The 26,174-nt window shown below is 48.6% G+C and carries 26 protein-coding genes and 1 pseudogene; 24 read left to right on the forward strand and 3 right to left on the reverse strand.

All coding sequences use genetic code 11. From position 1 onward, the window contains the following. Positions 1-45 precede the first annotated feature (45 nt). The 13 genes and pseudogenes from FYJ45_RS08085 (at position 46) to FYJ45_RS08140 (ending at position 10,981) form a co-directional block, all read left to right on the forward strand. Entirely contained in the window at positions 46-873 is an 828-nt protein-coding gene (locus FYJ45_RS08085) for a phosphatidate cytidylyltransferase (protein ID WP_021635869.1), read from the forward strand. Between the two features lie 99 nt (positions 874-972). Further along, entirely contained in the window at positions 973-2,121 is a 1,149-nt protein-coding gene (gene dxr / locus FYJ45_RS08090; protein ID WP_154464196.1) for a 1-deoxy-D-xylulose-5-phosphate reductoisomerase, read from the forward strand. Positions 2,122-2,126: 5 nt separating this feature from the next. Further along, positions 2,127-3,176 carry an RIP metalloprotease RseP gene (gene rseP / locus FYJ45_RS08095; RefSeq protein WP_154464197.1) on the forward strand — a complete coding sequence of 350 codons (1,050 nt, stop codon included), beginning with the start codon at positions 2,127-2,129 and terminating at the stop codon, positions 3,174-3,176. 57 nt (positions 3,177-3,233) lie between these two features. Then, positions 3,234-3,320, forward strand: a pseudogene (locus tag FYJ45_RS32625) (RNA 2'-phosphotransferase); the annotation flags it as partial. Between the two features lie 502 nt (positions 3,321-3,822). Then, positions 3,823-5,112 carry an aminotransferase class I/II-fold pyridoxal phosphate-dependent enzyme gene (locus FYJ45_RS08100; protein WP_154464198.1) on the forward strand — a complete coding sequence of 430 codons (1,290 nt, stop codon included), beginning with the start codon at positions 3,823-3,825 and terminating at the stop codon, positions 5,110-5,112. 169 nt (positions 5,113-5,281) lie between these two features. After that, a complete protein-coding gene (locus FYJ45_RS29520) occupies positions 5,282-5,437 on the forward strand; it encodes a hypothetical protein (RefSeq protein WP_195841729.1) in 156 nt (51 codons plus the stop codon). Between the two features lie 203 nt (positions 5,438-5,640). Continuing rightward, on the forward strand, positions 5,641-6,063 hold the full coding sequence (locus tag FYJ45_RS08110) for a helix-turn-helix domain-containing protein (RefSeq protein WP_021635862.1): 423 nt from the start codon (positions 5,641-5,643) through the stop codon (positions 6,061-6,063). Continuing rightward, positions 6,060-6,662 carry an ATP-dependent Clp protease proteolytic subunit gene (locus tag FYJ45_RS08115; RefSeq protein WP_154464199.1) on the forward strand — a complete coding sequence of 201 codons (603 nt, stop codon included), beginning with the start codon at positions 6,060-6,062 and terminating at the stop codon, positions 6,660-6,662. Before FYJ45_RS08110 ends, FYJ45_RS08115 begins: the two co-directional genes overlap by 4 nt. A gap of 312 nt (positions 6,663-6,974) precedes the next feature. Beyond that, complete coding sequence (locus tag FYJ45_RS08120; protein WP_154464200.1) at positions 6,975-8,609, forward strand: amidohydrolase; 1,635 nt, start codon at positions 6,975-6,977, stop codon at positions 8,607-8,609. A 57-nt stretch (positions 8,610-8,666) separates the two neighbouring features. Then, positions 8,667-9,428 (forward strand): nitroreductase family protein, encoded by a 762-nt coding sequence (locus tag FYJ45_RS08125; RefSeq protein ID WP_276890746.1) that lies wholly within the window; start codon positions 8,667-8,669, stop codon positions 9,426-9,428. 48 nt (positions 9,429-9,476) lie between these two features. Further along, positions 9,477-9,656, forward strand: a complete 180-nt coding sequence (locus FYJ45_RS08130) for a DUF6472 family protein (RefSeq protein WP_021635858.1) — start codon at positions 9,477-9,479, stop codon at positions 9,654-9,656. 15 nt (positions 9,657-9,671) lie between these two features. After that, a complete protein-coding gene (locus FYJ45_RS08135) occupies positions 9,672-10,514 on the forward strand; it encodes a threonine/serine exporter family protein (protein ID WP_117530529.1) in 843 nt (280 codons plus the stop codon). Further along, the gene (locus FYJ45_RS08140; protein ID WP_276890843.1) at positions 10,514-10,981 is read left to right on the forward strand and encodes a threonine/serine exporter family protein; all 468 of its coding nucleotides are present in this window, start codon (positions 10,514-10,516) and stop codon (positions 10,979-10,981) included. The genes FYJ45_RS08135 and FYJ45_RS08140 overlap by 1 nt, the downstream gene beginning before the upstream one ends. A 50-nt stretch (positions 10,982-11,031) precedes the next feature. Here the strand turns inward: FYJ45_RS08140 and FYJ45_RS08145 are convergent, their stop codons facing one another. Next, on the reverse strand, positions 11,032-11,826 hold the full coding sequence (locus FYJ45_RS08145) for a PHP domain-containing protein (RefSeq protein WP_154464202.1): 795 nt from the start codon (positions 11,824-11,826) through the stop codon (positions 11,032-11,034). A gap of 167 nt (positions 11,827-11,993) precedes the next feature. On the opposite strand from FYJ45_RS08145, the gene FYJ45_RS08150 reads away from it, so the two are divergent. The 10 genes from FYJ45_RS08150 to FYJ45_RS08190 all read left to right on the forward strand — a co-directional run bounded on the left by FYJ45_RS08150 (position 11,994) and on the right by FYJ45_RS08190 (position 22,676). Next, the gene (locus FYJ45_RS08150; RefSeq protein WP_154464203.1) at positions 11,994-12,956 is read left to right on the forward strand and encodes an MraY family glycosyltransferase; all 963 of its coding nucleotides are present in this window, start codon (positions 11,994-11,996) and stop codon (positions 12,954-12,956) included. Between the two features lie 127 nt (positions 12,957-13,083). Next, entirely contained in the window at positions 13,084-14,031 is a 948-nt protein-coding gene (locus FYJ45_RS08155) for a prolipoprotein diacylglyceryl transferase (RefSeq protein WP_154464204.1), read from the forward strand. Positions 14,032-14,288: 257 nt separating this feature from the next. Beyond that, a complete protein-coding gene (locus FYJ45_RS08160) occupies positions 14,289-15,317 on the forward strand; it encodes a dipeptidase (RefSeq protein WP_154464205.1) in 1,029 nt (342 codons plus the stop codon). Positions 15,318-15,563: 246 nt separating this feature from the next. Further along, entirely contained in the window at positions 15,564-16,079 is a 516-nt protein-coding gene (locus FYJ45_RS08165) for a MarR family winged helix-turn-helix transcriptional regulator (RefSeq protein ID WP_154464206.1), read from the forward strand. Between the two features lie 2 nt (positions 16,080-16,081). Next, a complete protein-coding gene (locus FYJ45_RS08170; RefSeq protein WP_154464207.1) occupies positions 16,082-17,830 on the forward strand; it encodes an ABC transporter ATP-binding protein in 1,749 nt (582 codons plus the stop codon). After that, positions 17,820-19,553, forward strand: a complete 1,734-nt coding sequence (locus FYJ45_RS08175) for an ABC transporter ATP-binding protein (RefSeq protein ID WP_154464208.1) — start codon at positions 17,820-17,822, stop codon at positions 19,551-19,553. Before FYJ45_RS08170 ends, FYJ45_RS08175 begins: the two co-directional genes overlap by 11 nt. Positions 19,554-19,583: 30 nt before the next feature. Continuing rightward, positions 19,584-19,712, forward strand: coding sequence for a hypothetical protein (locus tag FYJ45_RS31405; RefSeq protein WP_268890925.1), 129 nt, complete (start codon positions 19,584-19,586; stop codon positions 19,710-19,712). Positions 19,713-20,154: 442 nt separating this feature from the next. Continuing rightward, the gene (locus FYJ45_RS08185) at positions 20,155-20,937 is read left to right on the forward strand and encodes a linear amide C-N hydrolase (RefSeq protein ID WP_235930720.1); all 783 of its coding nucleotides are present in this window, start codon (positions 20,155-20,157) and stop codon (positions 20,935-20,937) included. Then, positions 20,922-21,236, forward strand: coding sequence for a hypothetical protein (locus tag FYJ45_RS30550; protein WP_235930721.1), 315 nt, complete (start codon positions 20,922-20,924; stop codon positions 21,234-21,236). Before FYJ45_RS08185 ends, FYJ45_RS30550 begins: the two co-directional genes overlap by 16 nt. Positions 21,237-21,530: 294 nt before the next feature. Continuing rightward, positions 21,531-22,676, forward strand: a complete 1,146-nt coding sequence (locus FYJ45_RS08190; RefSeq protein WP_154464209.1) for an SH3 domain-containing protein — start codon at positions 21,531-21,533, stop codon at positions 22,674-22,676. Positions 22,677-22,748: 72 nt separating this feature from the next. Here FYJ45_RS08190 and FYJ45_RS08195 read toward each other — a convergent pair whose 3' ends face one another. Next, positions 22,749-22,997 carry a GlsB/YeaQ/YmgE family stress response membrane protein gene (locus FYJ45_RS08195; protein ID WP_154464210.1) on the reverse strand — a complete coding sequence of 83 codons (249 nt, stop codon included), beginning with the start codon at positions 22,995-22,997 and terminating at the stop codon, positions 22,749-22,751. A gap of 220 nt (positions 22,998-23,217) precedes the next feature. Continuing rightward, positions 23,218-24,903, reverse strand: coding sequence for a DUF4091 domain-containing protein (locus FYJ45_RS08200; protein WP_154464211.1), 1,686 nt, complete (start codon positions 24,901-24,903; stop codon positions 23,218-23,220). 357 nt (positions 24,904-25,260) lie between these two features. Here FYJ45_RS08200 and FYJ45_RS08205 point away from each other — a divergent pair, with 357 nt between their 5' ends. Continuing rightward, positions 25,261-26,118 carry an HAD family hydrolase gene (locus FYJ45_RS08205; RefSeq protein ID WP_154464212.1) on the forward strand — a complete coding sequence of 286 codons (858 nt, stop codon included), beginning with the start codon at positions 25,261-25,263 and terminating at the stop codon, positions 26,116-26,118. Positions 26,119-26,174: the final 56 nt, after the last annotated feature.

A 26,174-nucleotide genomic window follows, 5' to 3' on the forward strand; every position in this document is an offset into this window, starting at 1 on the left:
GACTGAGGCGCAAGGCTTCTTTGCGGATAATCATGGAGGTAAATTATGTTTGGTAAAAGATTGATGAGCAGCGTGGTGCTGGTGATTCTGGCGCTGGTTCTGCTGCTGACCGGAGACGGCGTACTCGCACTGGGGATGCTGATACTGTCCCTGATAGCTTTCCGGGAGCTGACGAAGGCCTGCGGCGTTATCGCAGAGGGACAGAAGAATAATGCGCTGGAGGCGGTGGGCTATGCAGGCATTGTCCTCTATTATCTGGTGGTATACGGTTCCGAGAACCCGGTTTACTGGGTGGGCATGCTGGCCCTGATTTTTCTGGGAATGATGTTCGTTTATGTTTTTTCTTTTCCCCGGTTCAGGGCGGAACAGGTGATGACGGCTTTTTTCTGCGCTTTTTATGCGCCTGTGCTGTTTACCTTTATTTTCCTTACACGAAACCTGCCGAACGGTATTTACATGGTCTGGATGATTTTTATCAGCTCGTGGATTTGCGATACCTGCGCTTATCTGACAGGTATGGCTATCGGGAAGCATAAGCTGGCGCCCGTGCTCAGTCCCAAGAAATCCATTGAAGGAGCCGTGGGCGGTGTTGTGGGTTCCGCACTGGTGGGTGCAGCTTTTGGTTATTTTGCGCTGGAAAGAGTGTTTGCGGATCAGAATGTGACATGGATCGCCGCGCTTATCTGCGGCGTGGGAGCAGTTATTTCCCAGGTGGGAGATCTGGCCGCTTCAGGGATAAAGAGAAACCATGACATTAAGGACTACGGAAAGCTGATTCCCGGACACGGCGGCATTATGGACCGTTTTGACAGCGTTCTTTTTACGGCGCCTATCATTTATTATCTGGCCATACTGCTCATACATTTTGAATAACAGTTGTAACTTGGCGTAATGGTTCTGGCTTCCGGGTGGTTCAGGCTTCCGGCTATAGCTACCGGACGGTTATAAAAAAGTTACGGGAAAGGATACGGCATGAAAAAAATAGCGATTCTCGGATCAACCGGATCCATAGGAACCCAGACCCTGGAAATCGTCAGGGATAATCCGGATTTACAGGTAATGGGGCTTGCAGCGGGCAGCAATGCAGCGCTGATGGAAAAACAAATCAGGGAGTTTCATCCTGCCCTGGCGGTTATGTGGAGTGAAGAAGCAGCGAAGGAGCTGCGCGGCCGCACGGCGGATTTGCCGGTAAAGGTTCTTTCCGGCATGGAAGGCCTGTTGGCGCTTGCCTCAGATGCTTCCTATGAAATACTGGTGACGGCAATTGTGGGCATGATAGGCATCCGTCCCACAATTGCGGCAATTGAAAGCGGAAAAACCATAGCTCTGGCTAATAAAGAAACCCTGGTGACAGCAGGACATCTGATCATGCCTCTTGCGAAGAAGCACAAGGTTCCCATCCTGCCTGTTGACAGCGAGCACAGCGCTATTTTCCAGTCCATGAACGGAGAGGACAAAAAGCAGGTTTCCAAAATCCTGCTGACAGCCTCCGGCGGACCGTTCCGAGGCAGAAGCAGGCAGGAGCTGGCAGGCATGCGGGCGGAGGATGCGCTGAAGCACCCCAACTGGTCCATGGGCCGTAAAATTACCGTGGATTCCGCAAGCCTGGTGAACAAAGCGCTCGAGGTGATGGAGGCGCGCTGGCTTTTCGATGTGGAGCTGGACAGCATCCAGGTAGTCATCCATCCCCAGAGCATCATTCATTCCATGGTGGAATATGTGGACGGCGCGGTGATTGCGCAGCTGGGAATGCCGGATATGAAGCTTCCGATTCAATACGCTCTTTTCTATCCGGAAAGAAGGCCGATGGCCGGAGAGCGGGTTGATTTTTACAAGCTGGGACAGATTACCTTTGAACGGCCTGATACGGAGGTCTTTACGGGACTGAAGCTGGGAATGCAGGCGGCGCGCACGGGCGGAAGCATGCCAACGGTATTCAATGCGGCAAATGAAAAGGCGGTGGCGCTGTTCCTGGATCACCGCATAGGCTTTCTGGAAATTCCGGAGCTGATTGAAAAATGTATGAATCGTCACCAGGTAATTGAGAATCCTAATGTCAATGAGATTTTACAGGCTGAAGCAGAAACTTACGAATATATTGAGCATATAAAGGAGAACTGAATCAATTGACTATTGTGTTATTTGTCCTGATATTTGGAGTGATTGTGATCGGGCATGAGCTGGGGCATTTCCTTCTGGCGAAGGTCAACGGGATCACGGTAGTGGAGTTCAGCGTTGGCATGGGGCCGAAGCTGCTTCACTTTAACAAGGGGGGAACGGAATATTCACTGCGCCTTTTTCCTATCGGCGGCGCGTGTATGTTCGAAGGAGAAGACGGGCTTGATGCCGACAAGGGGACCCCGTCGGAAGGCGCTTTCCCCAATGCCAGTGTCTGGGCAAGAATTTCCACTGTGTTTGCGGGACCTTTTTTCAACTTCATTCTGGCTTATATCCTGGCCATGATTGTAGTTGGCTATACGGGCAGCGACCGTCCGGTGCTGAACGGTCTGATTGACGGTTATCCGGCACAGGAAGCAGGAATGCAGCCGGGGGATCTTATTACCAGAATGAATGGGGAACGTATTTATGTAGCCCGCGAAATCTGGCTGAATACCTATGTGGGCGCGGGAGAAACCATGAACATCGAATTCCTGCGCGACGGGGAAAAGCACACGGTTACCCTGACACCCAAATACAATGAACAAGAAGGACGGTATCTGCTGGGCTTTAACGGCTATGGAGAGTACGTGGACTGCCGGAATGCAGGAATTTTCAAATACAGCTATTATGAGGTACGCTACAGCCTTCGGGCAACCATCAAGAGCCTGGGAATGCTGATTCAGGGAAAAGCCACAAAGGATGACATATCGGGACCTATCGGCGTGGCGCAGGTAATCGGCGAGGTGAAGGAGCAGGCGGAGCCTTACGGTATCTGGGTGGTAATTCTGAATATGATCAACATTGCGCTGCTTCTGAGCGTGAACCTGGGTGTGATGAATCTGCTTCCGCTGCCTGCTCTGGACGGCGGACGGCTTGTATTCCTTATTATCGAAGCGATCCGTGGAAAACCGGTTCCTCCTGAAAGGGAAGGCATGGTGCATTTCGCCGGCTTTGTGGTTCTGATGATACTCATGGTATTTGTGATGTTTAATGATATTTCCCGGTTTTTCCGGTAAAAGGAATATTTCAGGAGAAGGCTCCCTGCCATGATACACCGGTAGGGAGTCTTGATTAATCAGGGACACAGCGTGCCTGTGGATGTGGAATTGGCGGAAGCAGAGCCGCCGAAATTTTTATATCATGGAACCGCTGAGCGTTTTTTGGAAAGCAGGTCTCCTATCTTTCTTTTTGAGGGGGAAAGCGGGGAGACAGCAGCGCATTCTGCCGTTATACGTAAGAGGGCGGGGGAGGGAATTCTTCCTTCAATCTTTTCATAATATCGTTAAAATTACCTGGCGATGCTGGATGGGGGCATAATTTCGGCTACTACTACAGATTGCCCCGGTAAAAAGGACATATTTTTAATGAATTGCGTTTTTTGACGGATGAGGAGCGGCGTGAATTATGAAATTATACATAATTTTCTGCCGACACAGTTTTGGATCCTGATTATTTCGGAAAATTACAGGCTTGTCATTCAGATTTCCCTTTCACAGATTAGCACGTTAAAACGGAAACACTTGACAACTCACCTTAATTGTGCATAATATTATAAGAAAAAATGCTGTCAACCGCCAAACAAGATTCGCTGTTTGGGTTGTGGTGGCTGATTGAATGAAATCAGCTTCTTTTTATAATCATGAGGAGAAAAGGAGAAGTGGAATGAAGGCGTACAAAGACAGAAGTAAGGAAGAACTGCTCACTCTCAAAAATGAACTGGAAGCGGAATACAGAAAATTCCAGGATTTAGGCCTGAAGCTGGATATGTCCAGGGGAAAGCCGTCAGCTGAGCAGCTTGATATTTCCATGGGAATGATGGATGTTCTCAACAGCGCCACCGATTTAAAGTGCCGTGAGGGTATTGACTGCAGAAATTACGGCGTTATCGACGGTATTCAGGAAGCCAAGGAACTGCTGGCGGACCTGATTGAGGTGCCTGCCGATAAAATCATTATTTATGGAAATTCCAGCCTGAATGTTATGTATGATACCGTAGCGCGTTCCATGACTCATGGCGTGATGGGAAGCACTCCCTGGTGCAAGCTGGATAAGGTGAAGTTTTTATGCCCGGTTCCCGGCTATGACAGGCATTTTGCCATCACTGAATATTTTGGTATTGAAATGATTAACGTACCCATGACCCCCGAAGGGCCGGATATGGATATGGTAGAGAAGCTGGTAAGCGAGGACGCGGCGATCAAGGGCATCTGGTGTGTGCCGAAGTATTCCAATCCTCAGGGCATTACCTATTCTGATGAAACGGTCCGCCGTTTTGCAAGGCTGAAGCCCGCGGCAGAGGATTTCCGTATTTACTGGGACAATGCGTATAATGTACATCATCTTTATGAGGATGACCAGGATACGATTCTGGAGATTCTGGAGGAATGTGAGAAGGCCGGAAATCCGGATATGGTATACAAATTTAGCTCCACTTCCAAAATCAGCTTCCCCGGATCCGGTGTTGCGGCAATTTCCGCTTCCTATAATAACCTGAAGGATATTAAAAAGCAGATGGCCATCCAGACAATCGGACACGATAAGCTGAATCAGCTGCGCCATGTAAGATATTTTAAGAACCTGGACGGCATCAAATCACATATGATGAAGCATGCGGCTGTTATGCGTCCCAAGTTCGAAGCAGTTCTGAATATCCTTGAACAGGAGCTTGATGGACTGGAAATCGGTTCCTGGTTAAAGCCCAAGGGAGGTTATTTCATTTCCTTTGATGCGCTGGACGGCTGTGCCAGGGCAATTGTGGCGAAAGCTAAGGAAGCCGGTGTGGTAATGACCGGTGCCGGCGCAACCTATCCTTACGGCAGGGATCCTCATGACAGCAATATCCGTATTGCGCCGTCATTCCCTCCTATGGATGAGCTGATCCAGGCGACAAAGCTTTTTGTCCTTTGCGTAAAGCTGGTAAGTATTGATAAAATTTTGGAAAGTAAACAGTAATTGTGATGCAGCCAGACAATTGCTGCAAATATAAATTTTTGCCGGGAAATATGGAATGCCATAATTCCCGGCATATTTATAAATAAAACGGGGTGAGGTTTATGAGGCTCTGCATTGCAGTGGCCGGAATAGTTAACGGTAAATAAAAAATCAGCAGGAGGATTTTAAAATGACTATTCCGGAACAAAAAATATATCCCAGAACCGGGGACAGGCAGACGGTTTACTTAAAAGCGCTGAAGTGGTGGGATTGGCCGGAGAAGAAAATCGCTGAAAATATCGGAGCGATACAAAATGGCCGTATTGATAAGCTGAAAAGCATCTGACAGAATAACGACAGCCGGGGAATGAAAGCATCCTGCTTTTTCCCCGGTTTTTAACTGGGAAAATATATGTTAAAATTACACCTCGTTTGGATAGTAACTGTGAACGAACTCCCTGCGCCGCAGGAAAAGATGTCATTTTATATAAAGACTGTGGGAGTGATACCTGCTATAATTACAGTCAAAAGAGCAAAGGAGCGACAGCATTGGACGAAAAACAGATAGCTGAGGCGGTGGCAGCATACGTGGAGGATAATCTGCATGAGGATTTATGTCTGGAAAGTATAGCGGATAAGCTTGGTTATTCCAAATTCCATATCAACAGGGTTTTCGCAGTTGTCACGGGCTGTACCATATATAAATATATTCAGATGCGCAGGCTGACGGAGGCCGCAAGGCAGCTGGTGGAGACGGAAAAACCCATTGTGGAGATAGCCTATGAGGCTCACTATAATTCACAGCAGGCCTTTACACTGGCATTTCACAGGGAATATCAGTGTGCTCCGGGCATTTATCGGAGAAACGGCGTATTTTATCCGAAGAAAACAAGGGCTGTGATTGAAAACCGGCTTTACAGGGCGGAGAGCTCCTTCATGGGCAGCAACTGGAAAGAGAGGGCTGCCGCATGAGTTATGTACCTTATGTTATAGAAAAAAATGATCGGGGTGAGAGAAGCTATGATATTTTTTCAAAGCTTCTGTCCGATCGGATTATTTTTCTGGGAGAAGAAGTTGGCGATGCATCGGCGGAGCTGATTATTGCGCAGCTTTTGTACCTGGAGGCGGAGGATCCGGAAAGGGATATCCAGCTGTATATCAACAGTCCGGGCGGATCCGTGTCGGCCGGCTTTGCCATATATGACACCATGCAGTTTATCAAATGTGATGTGTGCACGCTGTGCATCGGTCTGGCGGCAAGCTTCGGTTCCTTCCTTCTTGCCGGGGGGACGAAGGGAAAACGGATGGCGCTGCCCAATGCCGAGATCATGATACACCAGCCTGCGGTAAGCGGCGGCATCCAAGGACCTGCGAGCGATATCCGAATCATGTCGGAGCATATACAGCGTAGCAAACGCCGCCTGAACCGTATCCTGGCCCAAAACTGCGGCAGAACAGAAGAAGAGGTGGAAAGGGATACGGACAGGGATCATTTCATGACAGCCCAGGAGGCTAAGGAATATGGCCTGATAGATAAAATAATCACAGGAAAGCGCCAAAGTATACAGTGAAGCAGTTGGCCGGAAAAGCTTTCGGGGAAGGATGAAATATCCGGAACCGGAGCTTTTTTTATTATGCCGGTTTTTTATTCCTGTTATTTCTGTTAATGCAAAACCTGGTGGCATGCCGCAGGGGAGTGTGCTAGAATAGGTATGTTGGACCTGAAGGATTGAAAAAGTATGATTTTTAGTAACTGTGAGGGTATTGGAAAGTTACGATTTTACCGGGGAAAAGATATATTATCCGCAAAAAGATGTATAATAACAGGGATTGGCAGATTGCGGGGCGGGAAAAAATGCCCTGTCTGCAGGAATGGAGGCATTATGGCGAAAACCTTATATTACGGCGGCCCGATTCTCACAATGAAGGCCGAAAATGATTATGTGGAAAGCCTGGTGGAGGAAGACGGAAAAATTATTTATACAGGCAGTCTGGAGGGCGCAAGAAAGCTTTGCGGGGACGGGGCGGAGGAAACAGATCTGCAGGGGAAAACCCTGATGCCGTCTTTTATCGATCCCCACGGACATATATCCATGGTGGCGCAGTTTACGTCACTGGCGGATCTTTCGGAATGTACGGATTTTGATGGTATAGTAGAAACACTGAAGGCCTATCAGGCCGAAAAGCAGATAGGGCCGGATGGTATCATCATGGGGTTCGGTTATGATCATAATTTCCTGAAAGAACAGCGGCATCCTGATAAATCGGTGCTTGACAGGGTTTCTGAAGAAATACCGATTTATGTGCTGCATACCTCAAGCCATATGGGCGCAGGTAATTCCGCCATGCTGAAGCTGGCGGGAATCAGCAGCAGCACTCCGGATCCCGAAGGGGCGAGATTCGGACGGGTGGCGGGAACGATGGAGCCTGACGGTTATGCGGAGGAGATGGGAGCCATCGGTCAGATGCTGATGGCGGCGGCTCCCAGGCTGAAAATGGATGTGGATGCGCAGATCGTCAGCGCACAGGAAACCTATCTTAAAAATGGAATTACCACCTGCCAGGACGGAGCCGCCGGCGCCGGCGATATCAAGAACTTCGCCCGGGCTGCCAGCCAGGGGAATCTGGTTATCGACGTGGTTTCCTATCCGGTCATGGATGATAATACAGGTGATTTGCTGAAGGAATATGCGGATTATGACAAAACCTACCGGAACCATTTTAAAATCGGCGGATTGAAAATCGTGCTTGATGGTTCGCCTCAGGGAAAAACAGCATGGCTGAGCAGCCCTTATGAGGGGGAAAAGGATTACCGCGGATATCCTGCGAAAACGGATGAAGAGGTTTTCAAATATGCAAAAGAGGCCATAGCCAGAGATGAACAGCTTCTTGCCCACTGCAATGGCGACGCCGCATCGGAGCAGTTTCTTGATATCTACGAAAAAGCGCTGTCGGAAAGCGATAATCCCCATAAAAGTCAGCTGCGGCCGGTGATGATACACTGCCAGACCGTACGTGATGATCAGCTTGACCGGATGGCTGAGCTCTCCATGATACCATCCATTTTTGTGGCGCATACCTATTATTGGGGAGATATTCACCTGAAAAACCTGGGAAGGGTGAGGGGAAGCCGGATAAGCCCGGCCCGTTCTGCTTTTGACCGTGGGCTGAAGGTGAACTTCCATCAGGATCCCCTTGTGGTGCAGCCTAAAATGCTTCATACCGTATGGTGCGCAGTCAATCGTATTACAAGAAACGGCGTTGAAATCGGCCCGGAGCAGAGAGTCAGCGTTTTTGAAGCGCTTCAGGCGGTTACGGTCAACGGAGCCTATGCTTATTTCGAAGAGGACAGGAAGGGAACACTGGAGGAGGGCAAGCTTGCCGACATGGTGATCCTGAGTGATAATCCCATGGCTGTTGATCCAGGGAAAATCTGCGATATCTGTGTACTTGAGACGATCAAGGAAGGTGTGGTAAGATATACGAAGCAACAGGCAGACAGTAACGGGCAAATATAAAAGAAAATAAATTTCAGGACTAATAAAAGAATCAGGACGGAAAGGAATATAACGGCTGTGGAACAAAATACAAATGAAACCCTGGATTTGCTGATGAGAAGAAAATCGGTGCGCGTTTTTGAGGACAGGGAGATTGCGGAGGCTGACAGGCACCGGATACTGGAGGCCTCCCTGCGCGCCGCCACTGCAGGAAACATGACGTTGTATACAATTATTGATGTAAAGGAACAAAAGCTGAAGGACAGGCTGGCGGTCACCTGCGACAACCAGCCGTTTATTGCAACGGCGCCGCTTGTCCTGGTCTATTGTGCGGATTACAGAAGATGGTATCAGGCGTTCTGTCAGGTGAAGGAGGTGGTGCGCAAGCCCTCCTACGGCGATTTCCTGCTGGCGGCGGAGGATACCATAATAGCCGCCCAGACGGCTGTAACCGCCGCGGATGCCCTGGGGCTTGGAACCTGCTATATCGGGGATATCCTTGAAAACTATGAGGAGCACCGCAGGCTGCTGGGGCTGCCGGATTATGTGGCGCCGGTTGCCATGGTGGTGGGCGGCTATCCTACAGCACAGCAGGCGGCGAGAAAACAGACTCCCCGTTTTGCACTGGAGGATATTGTCCATGAAAACAGATATGATCTTCAGAAATCCGACAACATGCTCAGAATGCTTGAGGATAAGGAAAACTGGCATGGAGAGGAGTTGGAGCGCCGTTTACGTGCTTTCTGCGAAAGAAAGTGGAACTGCAGCTTCAGCGAGGAAATGTCCCGCTCTGTGAAAGCGATGCTGGATGCATGGGCCGGTGCGGGTAGACAGGAATAAGTTTTATTATTATTTTTATTTATAAACGGATAGGAAAGGACATGGAAAATGGCATCGGGAAACTGTGAATGCTGCATCAATTATAAATTTGATGAGGATTATGACTGCTACATATGTGATATGGATCTGGACGAGGATGAAATGGTGCGATTTTTAAGCGCATCCTTTGACAATTGTCCCTATTTTCAGCTGGATGACGAATACCGCATTGTGCGCAGGCAGATGTAGCCGGGAGACAGAAGAATGGAAGAGACAGCAACGGCAGTTACATCACAAAAATCACAAATACCGCAAAAGGAAACTGCGGAAAATACCCAAAGGAGCCTGGTTCTGGAATGCGCCATGCAGGCGGGGAATATCCTGCTGCAGAACGGGGCGGAAATTTTCAGGGTGGAGGAAACCATAACGCGGATGTGTGATCATTTCGGTGTGGAATCCGAAAGCGCTTTTATTTTAAGCAACGGTATTTTTATTACGGCGGGCAATGAGAAGGAATCCGTTTACGCCCAGGTGCGCCATATTCCTGTGCGGGGAGCGCAGCTGGACAGGGTGGCGGCGGTCAACCAGCTTTCCAGAGAAATTGTGGAAGGGCGTTATACGATAGAGGAAGTGCGGGAACAATTAAATCAGATAGAGAATATGCCGCGTAAAACAAAGCAGATGCAGATATTGGCCTCTGCGGTAGGCAGCGCCTGCTTCTGCATCATGTTTGGCGGAAGCTTCCGGGACAGCCTGGGGGCGTTTATCGCCGGTTTCCTCCTGTATGTGTATGTGCTGGAACTGAGCCAGCCGCGGATGTCAAAAATTATAGGTAATATCGGCGGCGGCGCGCTGGTTACACTGCTGTGTATTTTCATGTATAAAATCCATCTGGGGGATGCGCTGAACCACATGATAATCGGCGCCATTATCCCGCTTGTCCCGGGAATCCCCTTCACGAACGGCATCCGGGATATTGCGGATGGGGATTATATTGCCGGTGCGGTTCGGATGCTGGATGCGATTCTGGTATTCCTTTGCATTGCAGTGGGGGTTGGGGTGGTCATTACCGTTTATCACAGGCTGACGGGAGGTATGCTGCTATGATTGTAACTCAGGTTCTTGCTGCGGCGTTGGGAACCGTGGCTTTTGCCCTGCTTTTCGGCGTCCCGAGAAAGTATTATCCCTACTGCGGCCTTATCGGGGGAGCCGGTTGGTTGATGTACTGTCTTCTGGAGCCGGTGCTGAATGCTGCGGAAGCCACCTTTTTTGCTTCGGTGCTGGTGATATTCCTTTCCCGGATGGGGGCTGTGAGGGAGAAGTGTCCGGTTACCATTTTTCTGATATCGGGAATCATACCGCTGGTGCCGGGAGCTGGTATTTACTGGTCCGCGTTTTATATGGTGACGGATCAGCTGACAGAAGCCGGGGAGGCCGGCTTTGCCGCTGTCAAAGCGGCGGTTGCCATTGTCCTGGGTATTGTATGTGTGTTCGAACTGCCGCAGGGCGTTTTTAATTTCGTCCGCAGGGACAGGAAAGATCTTCGCACACAAAAGAGCAGGAAAAACGGCTGATGCCGTTGAAGCCTGCTCTTATAGTTATTTATGAAATTGATATACGGACACTAAATCTGTGCTTCCCGATCCGAATATTCCGCCCTCAGCTTTCTGTTGCGCTTATGCGTCTTGACAAGGGTGAAAAATTTGTTGTAGAACCAGAAGGAATAAACGAGTACGGTATTTACCTTGCCAATCCGTTCCTTGGTTGTCCTGCGGTAGAGCGATCCGCCGCAGCCGATAACCTCCTGTGCACGGATACAGTTAATAAGGTCGGTTTCGGTCTGCACCGTGTCGGGGACCTCCGTATAGGCCAGTCCCACACAGTCGGTTTTGTGAGAGTCGCTTCCGCCTATGCCTGGTTTATGGTATTTGTCGGCAAGACGGCAGGCTGTTGCATTGGATTCTTCATCCTCACACGCGTTGAAAACCTCCACAAAGTCAAACTGTTCCACAATTTTCGGGTCACGCCGGTAGGTTCTTGTGTTGCGGAAGCTCATATATTTTTCCCCGCAGGGATGGGCCGGACCGAGCACACCGCCATAGGAATGGACGATGGAAATCAGGATATTAAGAGGCAGGCCGCGCAGCTCCAGAATGCGCAGCTTGATCGTCTCCGGGACGATAACCAGAATATGCCCGGCGCCGATGGTGTCATATTCGATTCCTTTAAAAACTTTAAAGTCCGTATATTTTTTATCCTTCAGATTTTTCTTCCAGAAACGGTAGCCGTTGTAGGTGTCGTGGTCTGTGATGACCATGCCGCCGAAGCCTTTCGACTGAAGAAGCTGTATATATTCCTCCATGGAAACCCTGCTGTCAATAGAGCCTTCCTTTACATGGCAATGCATGTCGATTTTCATAACAGGCATACCTCCTTTATCATTATTATTGTAGCCTTTTTCGTTGGATTTGAAAAGGGCAAAACCGATTTTTATTGAAATATATCATTCCATTTTGGACATGTTAATGATAGAATATGTAAGAATGGCCATAACATTCAATCTTTACAGAAAGGTATCTGAAACAGATGATAAATTTTATCGCCGGAGAAGCCGGAATCAAGACCACAGCATTTATTGGGATTTTATTTGCCTTTGCGGCAACGTGCCTCGTAATGTGGAAGGGAATGGGAATGCTTCCCAGAGATCAGGGAAGGGAATTTGCAGTAGACGGGAAAAAATCCGCCGGTAAACCGAGAGGAGCCGGATTTTTATTTGTCCTGGTATTTATTGCGGCGGCACTTCTTTTTGGACAGGTAAACAGGGAGATGGTGATTTACCTGATACTTACAGGAGCGGCGATGATTACAGGTTTTCTTGATGACTGCGCCAAGACTCCATGGGGAGAGTATAAAAAAGGGTTCCTGGATTTGGTGATTGCGGTTATGGTAGCCGTAACCTTCCTTAACTTTAATTCCAATGATATTACCATCCTTCTTACGGGAACTGCGATAACCGTACCGCCTGTCCTGTTTGGCATTCTGACTGTGGTGCTCGTATGGGTGTCCATTAATGTGACGAACTGTTCGGACGGCGTGGACGGATTATCCGGAACGCTGACCATTATTACGCTGATGATAATATATCTGGTGGATTTGCTGCAGAGCAGGGGCGACAGCTTTTCCTATCTGATTTTACTGTTCTGTGTGTGCATTCTGGGATATCTGTGGTACAATGCCACGCCCAGCAGGCTGATGATGGGGGATGCCGGATCCCGGGCCATGGGTCTGTTTATCAGCATTGCGGTGCTGAAAACAGGAAGCCCTCTTTTGTACATCCCGGTAGCTCTTGTGCTGATTCTGGACGGCGGGCTGGGACTGGTGAAGGTTTTCCTGCTCCGCTTTCTCAAAATCAGAATCCTTACCAGGGTAAGGACCCCGCTTCATGATCAGGCCAGGAAGGTGTGGGAATGGTCCAATACGCAGACAGTGTTCCGTTTTGCCATCATTCAGATTATGCTGGGAGCGGCAGTGATTTTTATTGCCCTTTAAAAGATTGCCCTTTAAAAAGATTGCGCTGTCAGAAGAAGAATGGTAGAATAGCAGATAAGCTTTTTTGGCAGTTTGACGAAAAAGCCGGTAACTGATGGATAGTCTGCATAAAGGAAGGAAGAAACATATGAAGAATGAGTTATTTTCCATTGGCCCATTTACTGTTTATGGGTATGGACTGATGATAGGAATCGGTATCATTGCGGCATATCTGACGGCGGAAAGCAGGGCAAAGAAGCTGAAGCTGGATCCGGAGAAGATATTCGGGCTGGTGTTGTGGTGCCTGATTTTCGGTTATCTTGGTTCTAAAATACTTTACTGTATTACCGTAATTGATGAAATTATTGCCGATCCGGCTTTTATCCTGCATTCCCTTCAGAACGGCTGGGTAGTTTACGGCGGCCTGATAGGAGGTATTCTGGGCGGATATCTGTATTGCAGGCATAAGAAGGTGAACTTCCTTTCCTACTTTGACCTGGCGGCGCCTTCCGTTGCTCTGGCACAGGGCTTCGGCCGTATTGGCTGTTTCCTGGCTGGCTGCTGCTATGGACGGGAGACTGAAAGTCCTCTGGGAATTACCTTTACCCATTCGGATTTTGCACCGAACGGCGTAGCTCTGATTCCCACGCAGGAAATATCCAGCCTGCTGAATTTTGTAAACTTTTTTATACTCATTAATATTGCAAAAAGGAAGAAGGCGGAAGGGCAGGTCGGCGCGTTTTATCTGATTTTTTACAGTATAGGCCGCTTTATCCTGGAATTTTACCGGGGAGATCTGGGCAGAGGAAGTGTAGGCAGTCTGTCTACCTCTCAGTTTATCGCTATTTTTACCCTGATTGCAGGCATTATCCTGGTAATCGTTTCCCAGATGCTCGCCAATAAAGGGGTTAAGGCCTTTAGGGTCGGCCCTGGCGGAACTGTCTGGCAGGCAGAGCCTGAGAGCGCTGAAGCCGGAGAGGCTGCTTCAGCCGCGGAGAATAAAACGGACGATGAACATCCGGAATCAGATAATACATCAGAGCCGGAAAGGGAAGATGCGCCGGAGGATGCCGCAGAAGATTCCGGAAAGGAATAGAACGGGAACGGCAGACGGTTTTTGGGCAGTATTGAGAATGGACGGACAGTTTTTTTAAGCTGCCGTCCCTTTTTAATGAACTGCCGGATATGGGATTGGAATCGAAGCAGAACTATACGAATATAGATGAATTGCAGGGCCGTGGTATGAAAGCTGATATCTTTTCAGCTTTGCAGCATACTGCGGGGGAATAATTGGATATTTTTACCGGCCAAAATAAAACAGGCGCATGGAAGGTATGCGCGGAAAGATATCACATGAGAATTGCAGACATGCACTGCGACACCATATCGGAACTGCTGGAGATAAGAAGAAAGGGTGATCCGGAGGAAATCAGGGAGAATACCTTAAGACACAACAAATTACATATTGATCTGGAAAAAATGAAAAAGGGTGGTTACCTTTTTCAGAATTTTGCATTATTTGTGCATCTTCGCGGCTGTGAAAATCCGCTGGAAGAGGTTTTGGAGCTGGCCGATTTATATTATGAAGAGATTGGGAAAAATTCAGATTTGATTCTGCCCGCCTTTTCCTATACGGATATTGAGAACAATAGGGCTGCAGGAAAAATGTCTTCTGTTCTGACAATCGAGGAGGGCGGCGTCTGCAAGGGAAATCCGGCTTTTTTAAGAGATTTATATCGTCTGGGCGTCCGAATGCTTACCCTTACCTGGAACTATCCCAATGAACTGGGCTGGCCCAATCTGGAACAGCCGGGACAGGGAGTTGACAGAGAAAGCTTCCGCCCGGATTTCAGGAAAGCCAATACTACGCAGGGACTGACGGAGACCGGGATTGCTTTTGTTGAGGAAATGGAGCTGCTGGGCATGATCGTTGATGTGTCCCACCTGTCCGATGCCGGCTTTATGGATGTGCTGCGTGTTTCAAAAAAACCTTTTGTCGCCAGCCATTCCAACGCCCGTTCCGTCTGCGGCTGGGTAAGGAATCTGACGGATGATATGATCCGCCTGCTGGCGGAAAAAGGCGGTGTGACAGGTCTTAATTTTTGCCCTGCATTTCTGACCGACGTTCCGGATGGCGAGGCTACCTATGGTTCGATTGACGCGATTGTAGAGCATGCGAAGCACATTGTGAAGGTGGGAGGGATTGACTGCCTCGGTCTTGGAACTGATTTTGACGGGATCAAGACGCATGATGAGCTGCCGGATGCTTCCTGTATGCCGCTGCTTGTGGACGCATTTGAAAAGGGAGGCTTCCGCGCATCTGAGATTGATAAGATTCTTTCCGGGAATGTGCTGAGGGTGTATAAAGAGGTGCTGGGATAAGTATATTGACTTTTTCGTTTATTAATATTAGATTTTACATACAGCGTCCTGACATAATCATCCTCCTTAAACGCAAAGCAATATTATGATTATAGCATTGAAAGGTATACTTGTCATACAAATATGATATCTGCAATAAATTTTGTTGCTTTAAAGAGAAAGATGTACTATCATCTATTTAGTTGATGGTACATCTTTGTGGCAATATCTTTCCAATAAAAAATAGTACTTATCAAGAGGATAAATATGGATGCAACAAAAAGGCAAATCACTAAAATCGCAAGAGAAGTAAATAAACTGACTTTGCATACAATGAGGGAGTCAGGTATTGGGACGGGAGAATTTGATCTGATTCATCTGGTAAGACATGAGCCTGGGATTTCCCAGAAGGAAATCAGCTGTCGTTTGAACATGGATAAGGGCGCGGTGGCAAGGAGGGTGGCGAGCCTGGAACAGAAAGGATATCTTATCCGAAGAGGGAACCCTGCAGACGGCCGGAGCCAGCTGCTTTACGCCACTGATAAGGCGGATACTCTTAAAAATTCCAAGGCCTCGGTGGAAGCCGCTTTTTATGAATGGCTTATAGAGGAACTGCCGGAAAAGGAAAAAGCAGATTTTTTACAGATTCTTGAGCTTCTTTACCTGCGTTCCAAAACAGAAAGCAGAAATGGCTTTCCCCATGTTACAAAACGGCTGAAGGATGAAGGGGGACAAGCGGAGCATCCCGGACAGGAAACGCTTTCCGACGGGGAGGAGGACTGAGCATGGAGGGGGAGTCTCGGAGAATTGAAAAGCCGGAGCGGATTGCGACCTATTTTCATATGGAAAAATGGACGTTGGCCGTCATAACGGTCGCCGGTATTTTTTACAACGTGGGTATGACGGCAGGCCCCTGGTTTGAAGGTCAGCTGGCTCAGCGTCTGTGTGATATAATTCTGGGGAAAAAAGTTTTTGCGGATATGGTGGGGCTGGCATTGCTCTATGTGGCCGTTATCCTTGTGGTGCAGACTATGCGTTATATGAAACGGCTGTTTGTCAGGCGGTTTGCAAACCATATTAACCGGGATATGAAGCAGGTCCTTTACCGCAGCCTGGTGCATAAGAAAAAAGAAGAGCTGGAGAAGGAAAGCGCAGGCGCCATGATGACCAGAGCGATTTCCGATGTGGATGTCTGTGTGGAGGGAATGAGAAAATTCACGACGGAAATTTTTGACACGGGCGTGGTCATGGCGGCTTATCTCGTTATGCTGTTTATTTATGACTGGCGCCTTACATTGCTTTCCATGTGTTTTCCTCCGGCCGCATATTTCATTGCGGAGAAGCTGAAAAAGACAGTATCACGCTGTGCTGCGGCCGGAAAGGAAAGCGCAGGGCGTTTGAATGAGGCCACGCTTGATCGTGTGGAAAACGCATTGACCTACCGGGTCTACGGACAGGATGAGAACAGGAATGCCGACTATGAAATCTGCCTTGCCGATTATGAGAAAAAAGCAGTGAGTGCGAATATCTGGGAAAACGCCATGCAGCCTTTGTATCAGATCATATCCATGATGGGAGCTGTTTTTATTCTGTGGTTTGGCGGCAAAAATGTGCTGGGCAGCGGCTGGACCGCCTGGGATATCGCGGCATTTACCACATTTCTTTCCTGCTTTACCAAGCTGGCGGCCAAATCCTCCAAGGCGGCCAAGCTGTTTAATTCGGTGCAGAAGGCACAGGTGTCATGGAAACGGATTCAGCCTTTTATGCAGGAGGAGGAGCCGGAACAGGATATAACAGCAGGGAAGCCGGCGAGTCTCGTGGTATCCGGACTGTCCTTTTCCTACCAGGGCGGCCCTCCGGTATTTCAGGAGGTTTCCTTCTCAGCCGGCCCGGGTGAAATCATTGGCGTAACTGGTCCGGTCGCCTGCGGAAAATCCACCCTGGGAAGAGTATTCCTTCAGGAGTCCGCTTACCAGGGAAGCATTCGCATTGGCGGGCGGGAACTGGCCGGAATGACGCAGGAGGAGCTCAGCGGCATGGTGGGATACATGGGACATCAGCCGGAGCTTATCAGTGCGGATATTGAAGAAAATATCCTGCTGGGCGACGAAGGAAATGCACTAAAATATCTGCGTGCGGTCCGCATGGAAGAAGAAACTGCCAAAATGCCGGATGGAATACATACGCTTGTGGGAAACGGCGGTGTGCGCCTGTCGGGAGGACAGCAGGCGAGAATCGCACTGGCAAGGACGCTCTGCCACAGAAAGCCGGTAATGATACTGGATGACCCTTTTTCCGCAGTGGATACAGAAACGGAAAAAGAAATTATGAAAAATCTAAGGGAATTGGCCCGGGACAGCGTTGTCCTTCTTCTGACACACAGGCTGGCGCTTTTTCCTGAGCTGAATCAGGTGCTCTGGATGTCCGACGGCAGGGTTACCGTATCCTGCCATGAGGAGCTGATGAGAACGAACGCTGATTATGCCGATTTATATCGGATGCAGGAGAAGGGAGGCGGACACCATGAAGCATAAAAGCCCGGTATTTTCTTCCGCTCTGGTTACGATAAGAGAACATCCCTTGCTTTCCGCCGGCCTGCTGTTTACAATTGCAGGAACGACTATTCTGGGAATCTTACCGCCGCTGGTTCTGGAGACATTGATTAACCGGTTGACAGAAGGCAGGACCTTTTCGATGTTCCTTGTATTTTCCTATTTTTTTCTCCTGACTGCCGCCGGCCTCTTTGACGCATCCAAAGAAAGCCTGATTACGGTTTTCGGTCAGAAGATTACCCGGGGGCTGCGCCATGAGATGTGTGCCAAGCTTTCCAGGCTTCCTGCCGCTTATTTCCAGAAGAACGAACCCGGTGTTACGGTTTCCCGTTTTGTTAATGACGTAGATACGGTGGAGGCGCTCTTTACCTCCGGAATAATCGGCATGGCCGCAGATCTATGTAAGGTAATCAGTATTCTTGCCGTTATTTTCGTTAAAAGCAAAGGCCTGGGAATCCTGATGATGCTCGTTACCCCGCTTTTATATGTGTTGACGCGCCTGTTTCAGAAGCGTATGCTTTCCGCCCAGCTGGTCAACCGGGCGGCGGTTGGACGTGCGAATAATCATGTGCCGGAAACGATAAAAAATATCAGAATGATCCGTTCCTTCCATAAAGAAGCTTTTATGGAAAAAAAGTACGGCAGCTATATACAGCAAAGCTACCATGCGGTGGAAAAAGCCAATTTCTATGACGCAGTCTATTCTCCGATTGTCATTACGATAAGCTCGGTATTGATTGCAGTCATGATGATTTTTGCCGCAAAGGGGGGAGCGATGCAGGCTTTTTTCGGTATGTCTGCCGGAACGGCGGTCGCGGTTATCGCCTATGTGGGAAAAGTATTCGAACCATTGGAAAGCATCGGCATGGAAATACAGAATATTCAGTCTGCCGTGGCCGGCGTGTACAGAATTAATGAATTCCTGCGGGAAGAAGAACGGAAAATGCCGCCGGAGGATATAGAACTGCCAAAGCTCCGGAATATCCAAAACAGTTATTCCGCCCGCTTCGGCGCACCCCCTGGCGCCGGAACCAATATGCCTGCGGCGGAGCTTGATAAGGTAAGCTTTGGTTATGAAAGGGAACAGGAAATACTTCATGACGTGGATTTGACGGTGATGCCCGGAGAGAATGTAACTCTTATCGGCCGCACCGGCACGGGAAAAAGTACAATTTTCAAGCTTTTGCTGGGGTTGTACCGCCCCTGGAGCGGCCGGATAAGGATATTCGGAATGGACGCGGATCAGATTCCGGACAGGCAGAAAAGAAAGCTTTTCGGATATGTGGAGCAGTCCTTTCCCGTAATTCCAGGTACCATAGCAGATCAGATTACGCTTAAAAGCCCGGATATTTCCGCGGAACAGATAGAAAAAGCGCTGAAAACAGCAGGCTTGTGGGAATCTGTCAATGCTTTGGAAAAGGGCTGGGATACTCCTTACAAGCCCGGCCTGTTCTCTCAGGGACAGCTGCAGCTGCTGTCCATTGCAAGAGCGGTAGCGGCTGATCCGGATATACTTTTGCTGGACGAAATTACCGCCAATCTGGATTCAGTTACCGAAAATAAAGTCCTGGCAGCGCTGCAGGAGGCATCAAAACGGCGCACCGTAATTTCCATATCACACCGCCTGTATCAGCAGGCGGGCGGCAGAAGATTCCGTGTGGACGGGAAAAAGGGTGGCTGGGAAAGCGAAGATATGTTAAACTGACGATGTAAAAGGAAAGCAGGAGGTGAGGCATTGAAAATTATAATTGAGGAGCCGAAGGAATCTGAAGAAGAACAGATTATTTTCAGATGCCGTGAAATGACTCCTGAGCTTCTCCAAATCATAGCCCGCCTTAAAGCGCAGGCGATGGAACTGGATTAATATACACAGGGCGGCGGAGGTTGCTGTATATATTCTTCTTATACTGGGGGTGTATGCCATTACGCTGGCCGTTTCCTTCTATCAGGATAAAAAAACGGCAGACAGGATGAATGACAGCCTGAAGGAGCGGTATCATACAGAATAAGAATGTGGTTTTCCAGTCCGGATGTACGGTGTTTTTCCTATTCTGCTGATACTGCCGGCCGGAAGTGCTTTTGTACAGGAATGTTTTTCCATAATGGATTTTTATGGGACGGGGCGAAGCTTACCGTCCCTTTTTTGCATCTTACCTCCGTGAATCTGCAGGATACGATATCGCTGGTTGCCGGGACAGGCAGCAAAGCTTTATACTGACCAGACAGGGAAATTTCAAACTGTTTTTCAGGATAAGAGAAGCAGCCGGAGTAAAAAGTGCCTGCAGGTGCGGCGGATAGGAGCAGAAATGAAAAGGAACGGCCGAAAAAAGAACATGGTCTGGATTGTACTGATAATAGTTGTGGTACTGATTTTGCTGACAGCAGGGGGAGCGTGGCTTGCGTTCCGGGAGGAACTGGCGATTACAGGGAGTATCCGGAAGGAATCAGAGGAACTTCCGGTCTATTACATGGAAGTAAACGGAGACTATCATTTTCAGGAATTCCTGGAAGCGGGCGGGGCTTCTTCCGACGATGAAGTGGCTGCCTTTCTTACCCAATATATATCAAAAGGCTTTTACTCTGTTGAAATAGAAGAGAGCGGCCCCGGATGCAGCGTAATCTCCGCAATGGATGAAAATGGGAAGCATGTGTGGGGACGCAATTTTGACTGGACAGAAACTGTGACGGTTCTTGTAAAATGTGTTCCTGATGACGGCTATGCTTCCATATCCACCTGTGATCTGCAGAATATTACAAACAGCACGGAGCTCAGGCCGGATAATCTTATGAATAAAATGCTTACGATAGCGGCTCTTTATGTCCCCATGGACGGAATTAATGAGGCGGGGCTCTGTGTCGCTGATTTGGAGGTCAATGAAGGCGGTATGACAGATATGGATACCGGCAGGCCGGATCTGACTATGACAACGGCAACCCGGCTGCTGCTGAATCAGGCCGCAACGGTTGACGAGGCGATAGCGTGCTTGAAAAATATGATATCCATGCATCGGGCGGCATCAGCCATCATCTGGCTGTTTCCGATGCCACGGGAAAATCCGTTGTACTGGAGTTTATGGACGGGAAGATGATCACTGTGAACGCCAGCTGCGCCACCAATTTTAATCTTGCGAAAGGCGACAGCTCTGCCGGCGGGGAAAACGCGCAGAAGCGCTATGAAGAACTGTGCTCCGCTTATGAAGCAAACGCAGGAGTAATGACGAGACAGCAGGTGACGGAGGTTCTCAGGCGGACTGCGCAGAAGGGGGAATGGAAGACGCGATGGTCCATGGCTTACGATCAGGAAACACAAAGCATCAGCTACTGGTTTGACGGCGATTTCGGTAATGAATATCAGATATCGCTGGAGCATGCCTCTGCCACATACTGAAGCGACAAAACTTTAGTTCCGGTTTTAGTAAAAAGGCGTTTGACCAGGAGGTTTTATCCGATTATGATATTATCAATTTGTTTGATTATTACCGGCCTTTCATATAATCACTTTTCACGCGAATTTTCTTTTTGTCATAAAACATTCATAATTTCTTAAGTTTTCCTTATATGGACAATAAATACTGCTTATGCTATGATTAATTGCATGGGAAAACAATTAAGATAATTTGCCGCAGCTGTGCGTAAACGGAACAGCTGCTGCTTATTTTATATATACAGGAAGAAGTGAAGAATGAATATGGATAACAGAAGAAATCCTTCGCATTACAATAACCGTCACAGGAAAAGAAGAAAACGGAAAAAAAGCCCGCTGGAATACCCGTCAATGCTCGTAAAGTGGATGATTAAGAATAAAGCCATGTCCGCAGTGCTGGGAGTTTTGCTGGCAGTTGTGATTGGGACCATTATTTTAGTCAGCTGGGGCATGAGTAAAGGGAAAACGGAGAAGGCTTCCGGTGAAGCGGAAGGCTCTTCACAGGAAACAGCTTTCCAGGAAAATGCTTCCCAGGAGGAAAGCGGACAAACAGGAGAATCACAGGAGGCTGCGGAACCGCTGCTTGAAAATGCCTACCCTGAGGTAAATGAACTGATAACCCGTTATTATGCGGCGCTGCAGTCCGACGACCTGGATACAGTAAAGTCTCTGCTTGATTATTCGGAGGATAAGGAACTTCTTCGTATGCAGGAGAACAGCTCCCACATTGAGTCCTATAACAATATTGTCTGCTATACGAAATCCGGACTGGAACCGGACAGCTATGTGGTATATGCCTGCTATGATGTGAAATTCGAAGGTTTTGACACGCTGGTTCCCGGACTTACGCCTTTTTATGTAAGCAAAAACGCGGAAGGAAGCTTCTATATTCATGACTGGGAGCACGATCCCGAGGCGGCTGCCTATTCCAACGAAGTTACGGCGCAGGCGGATGTCACTGCACTGTACGACAGAATCAGGACCGGAGCGGAAGAGAAGAAAGCGGGGGACGAAGCGCTTTCCGCATTCCTGGCAGGCTATGTGGATGATATGAAGGTAGCTGTTGGAGAAGCACTGACGGAACAGAAGAACGCACCGGAAAGCCCGGAAGCGTCTGCAGAGAATACACAGTCTCAGGAAGGCACGGGTACGCCATCTTCAGAGCCAGAACCGGCACCTACACCCTCTCAGCCAGCCGCCAGTTCCGGCAAGGTGCCTAACAGTGGTGAATTTACGGTTTCGGAAACCGTAAATGTAAGAAAAAGCGCCAATGAAAATTCCGACAGAATCGGAGTGTGTTATTCAGGAGAGAAGCTTGAAATACTGATGAAACAGGCAGATGGCTGGACACGCGTTAAGTTCCAGGGCGAGACTGGATATGTGAAATCAGATGTTTTAAAATAAACCGTGAATTATCTATGCAGTAAAAAAGGAAGGGAACTCCTGTATGATACAGGAAAATCCACTTCCTTTTTTTTACTTCATGCCGCCAAACAGCTTTTTGCCGATATAAATAAAAATACATGCACCCACTATGGATACAATCAGGTTTGCAAGAAAACCATGGGCATAAAAGCCAATCAGGCTGAAGAGGAAGCTGCCAATCATACCGCCGACGATACCTGTAATGATATTGCGGAGAGTACCGCCTGTTGTTTTCATGATTCTGCTGGAAATCCAGCCGGCAAGAGCCCCATATAAAATGGATAATAAAAAGGATATCATTCGTTACCTCCTATGTTTCATTCGTATTTGTCTTTCTATCATAATCAATTCCCGCAGAAAAAGCAAGAAACTTATTCGGCGGGGGTGGCAAAGTTGATTCAGCGGGTTCTGTAATCACCTCTGGCCTGGTAATTTTGTATTATCCTGCGCAGCGGGAAGAGGCTGTTTTTCACCGCGTCCAAAAAGGGGAACAGCCTCTTGGCCGTTCCCCCTGCAAGTTTTATTTCTGAGAAAGAAGCCTGATAATTTCCCTGTTGCATTTTTCCCTGAAAGAAAGCAGCCAGGAGGCTTCGCGCGGATACTGTTTGAAGGTAACGGGCGTATCCAGGCCATCCTCCATAATAGCAATAACCGTATCCCTGTCGGTCAGCTCTTCCAGCAGCTGCAGAACCCTCATATCCTGAAGACCCTCCATCAGCACCTCAGCCCGTATGGAAGCCACCGGGCCGTCCTCGCCGGGATAAACAAGGAAGGCATCGCCGGAAGGAAATGCGCAGGCAGCGTCGGTAACGCAGTAAGGATTAATGCGGTAGCGGGAAAGCGAAGCATTCCAGAAATTAAAGCCCCACTGCAAAAAGCCCCGGATATTGAATTTATAAAGCTGGATACCGAGAATTCTGTTTCTCTGTGACGGCATACAGAAGAAGCGGTTGGACACCTCCTGATACTGCCCGCAGCAATAGTAGGTCCAAAGGCCGGGAACCTTATTCTCCAGAAATGGTTCAATATGGTTATTGCTGCATACAGGAACGCCCACCAGCCCCTGGGCATAAAATTCATAGTCCGACAGCGCATCCATAATGGGAAGGCCATCAATCTGGGACTCCAGAAGTTTTTTCGCATACAGGTAGGCGGGAATATGCTGCCTGGAGGGCTCGTCTGAAACATGGAAATAGCAGCGCCCGCGCAGCTGATGCCCATCAATGAATTCCATCAGCCCAGGCAGAAATGCTTCCAGAAATTCCCTGTACTCATCACTCGCCGCATCCGTAGCCCAGCCGAATATCTGCTTTACCGTCTCTTTTCCCTGCATCCCTTCCCCTGTGTTTGCAACATTTGCCATAATTTTAGGCGCATGTCCTGCTCCCCACTGTGTGAAAAGATGGGAGAACTCCATATAACGGATACCGCTGCGTTCGCAAAGGGAAAGCCAGCGTTCCAGTTTTTCGAAATTGAAGGTATAGGTACCGTCCGAAAGAGATACATCTATCAGCTGCACCGTTGTGCGTTCTCCTTCCGGAGCCGTATCCAGCGGAGGGGTGAAAAGAGGCGTCAGAAGCATGTTGATACCATATTTTGCAGCTTCCTTCATGTATTTTTCAACAAGCGTCCAGTATTCTTCACTGAAAACAGGAGTTTTGTACCAGTCAGCAATACAGTCTGTATGGAACCATTCCGTATGAAGCAGCGTCTGCTCCGGAAGACGGGCATCCAGACGTTCCACAGTAAAGGTACAGCTACCGAGAACAGCTCCATCATCACAGGTAAAGGTGATAGTAAGATCATAACTTCCTTCCGGAAGCGTACATTCTGCCGGAACCGTAAACCACAGGCCACGCCATTGTCCGGGTATCAACGTGAGAGGCTCCTTTACCGGATAGAGAGGATCCGGATACAGTCCGGGCGTGGTACGCAGTACAAAATCATCCGCCTCCGGAAAAATCGGAAGCTCACTGGGTACAAGCCCCGTCTGTCTGAATACAACTTCATCCTTCAGGGAACCGGACAGCGCCACGTTTGCGTGAAGAATCTGCGGGCCTTCCAGGCAATAGGCGGCCTGAAAAGAAAAACGCTCATTCAGAAACATGGCGGCGCCGGTACATGGAGTCTGCGGCTGGAATGGCTCATCTGGAAAAATTTTATCCAGAGAGCTGACTGTAAGTAAAGTAAATTTTGTGTCGCTCATATATAATCCCCCTATATTAATAATTATGGCATAAGAATAGCAAAATTTCTGAAAAAACTCCATAGTGGTACAGTAAATGAAGCATAATGTGCAAAGAAAAGTGCCAATATGGATATAGGTTGTAAGAAGTCATGACATATTGTCAGTAAACTAATAAAAAAACGCTTTCAGAACATTCTGTTTGTATATTTTCTGTTGGGGTATCCGATAGTTTCCCATAATGTTTTCGTAAAACGGCCGGGACTGGAAAAACCGCAGTTTCAGCATATTTCCGTTTCCTGCTGGAAATATTAAATACGAAAGCTTCTGCTTTTTAAAGCAGAGGCATGCGGACAATGTCCGGGAAAGGACACAAACATGCATCTCACCTCCAAACATTCCCATCTCATCTGTGTAGATTCCGACGGCTGTGCTATGGATACCATGGATATCAAGCATTTTCGGTGCTTCGGGCCTGCTATGGTGGAAGAGTGGTCCCTTACCCCCTGGCAGGAGGAAATCCTTCAACGCTGGAACAACACGAATCTGTATTCCATGACCCGTGGAATCAACCGTTTCCAGGGGCTTTCGATAGCCCTGGAGGAAGCGGACCGCAGCTATCGGCATATTCCCGGAATTGACAGGCTGCTTTCATGGACCGCTTCTTCACACGAGCTTTCCAACAGGGCGCTGGAAAAGGAAATCGCGGACAGCAGGGGAAAAGAAGACCAGAAAGAAATTCAAATACTGGAAAAAGCACTTTCCTGGTCGCGAAAGGTAAACGAACAGATTGCAGCCCTGCCTCTGGACGAGCTTCAGCCCTTTCCCGGAGTAAAGGAAGCGCTGGAGGCGGCTCACAGGGAAGCGGATATTGCCGTCGTATCTTCTGCCAACAAAAAAGCGGTGGAGGTAGAATGGCAGCGCTGCGGGCTTGCCACCATGACGGATGTCCTCCTCACGCAGGATGACGGTTCCAAAGCCTTCTGTATCGGCGAACTCATAAAAAAAGGATATTTTCCGGAAAATGTCCTGATGCTGGGAGATGCCCCCGGGGACGAAAAAGCGGCCCTGGCAAACAACGTACTTTTTTACCCTGTTCTTGTAAAACAGGAAACGGCCAGCTGGGAACGCTTTCGCACGCAGGCGCTGCCCAAATTCCTGCAGGGGAGCTATGCCGGGACGTACCAGGAAGAACTGACAGACCTGTTTCATGACAATCTGAAAGGCAAAGCATAATATGGAAAGGATGTAACTGTGAAATTGCTGCGCAGTTATGAAAGGATAAAGGAAAC

The organism is Eisenbergiella porci (genome assembly GCF_009696275.1).
Taxonomy (GTDB): Bacteria; Bacillota; Clostridia; order Lachnospirales; family Lachnospiraceae; genus Eisenbergiella; species Eisenbergiella porci.

Coding starts and splice junctions, on each gene's coding strand:
- FYJ45_RS08130 (WP_021635858.1), top strand. CDS start 9,477: ATGGCATCGGGAAACTGTGAATGCTGCATCAATTATAAATTTGATGAG.
- FYJ45_RS29520 (WP_195841729.1), top strand. CDS start 5,282: ATGACTATTCCGGAACAAAAAATATATCCCAGAACCGGGGACAGGCAG.
- FYJ45_RS08195 (WP_154464210.1), bottom strand. CDS start 22,997: ATGATATCCTTTTTATTATCCATTTTATATGGGGCTCTTGCCGGCTGG.
- FYJ45_RS08145 (WP_154464202.1), bottom strand. CDS start 11,826: ATGAAAATCGACATGCATTGCCATGTAAAGGAAGGCTCTATTGACAGC.
- FYJ45_RS08120 (WP_154464200.1), top strand. CDS start 6,975: ATGGCGAAAACCTTATATTACGGCGGCCCGATTCTCACAATGAAGGCC.
- FYJ45_RS08150 (WP_154464203.1), top strand. CDS start 11,994: ATGATAAATTTTATCGCCGGAGAAGCCGGAATCAAGACCACAGCATTT.
- FYJ45_RS08085 (WP_021635869.1), top strand. CDS start 46: ATGTTTGGTAAAAGATTGATGAGCAGCGTGGTGCTGGTGATTCTGGCG.
- FYJ45_RS30550 (WP_235930721.1), top strand. CDS start 20,922: ATGGACGGGAAGATGATCACTGTGAACGCCAGCTGCGCCACCAATTTT.
- FYJ45_RS08115 (WP_154464199.1), top strand. CDS start 6,060: ATGAGTTATGTACCTTATGTTATAGAAAAAAATGATCGGGGTGAGAGA.
- dxr (WP_154464196.1), top strand. CDS start 973: ATGAAAAAAATAGCGATTCTCGGATCAACCGGATCCATAGGAACCCAG.
- FYJ45_RS08200 (WP_154464211.1), bottom strand. CDS start 24,903: ATGAGCGACACAAAATTTACTTTACTTACAGTCAGCTCTCTGGATAAA.
- FYJ45_RS08100 (WP_154464198.1), top strand. CDS start 3,823: ATGAAGGCGTACAAAGACAGAAGTAAGGAAGAACTGCTCACTCTCAAA.
- FYJ45_RS08170 (WP_154464207.1), top strand. CDS start 16,082: ATGGAGGGGGAGTCTCGGAGAATTGAAAAGCCGGAGCGGATTGCGACC.
- FYJ45_RS08205 (WP_154464212.1), top strand. CDS start 25,261: ATGCATCTCACCTCCAAACATTCCCATCTCATCTGTGTAGATTCCGAC.
- FYJ45_RS08165 (WP_154464206.1), top strand. CDS start 15,564: ATGGATGCAACAAAAAGGCAAATCACTAAAATCGCAAGAGAAGTAAAT.
- FYJ45_RS08175 (WP_154464208.1), top strand. CDS start 17,820: ATGAAGCATAAAAGCCCGGTATTTTCTTCCGCTCTGGTTACGATAAGA.
- FYJ45_RS08135 (WP_117530529.1), top strand. CDS start 9,672: ATGGAAGAGACAGCAACGGCAGTTACATCACAAAAATCACAAATACCG.
- FYJ45_RS08155 (WP_154464204.1), top strand. CDS start 13,084: ATGAAGAATGAGTTATTTTCCATTGGCCCATTTACTGTTTATGGGTAT.
- FYJ45_RS08190 (WP_154464209.1), top strand. CDS start 21,531: ATGAATATGGATAACAGAAGAAATCCTTCGCATTACAATAACCGTCAC.
- FYJ45_RS08185 (WP_235930720.1), top strand. CDS start 20,155: ATGAAAAGGAACGGCCGAAAAAAGAACATGGTCTGGATTGTACTGATA.
- FYJ45_RS08160 (WP_154464205.1), top strand. CDS start 14,289: ATGAGAATTGCAGACATGCACTGCGACACCATATCGGAACTGCTGGAG.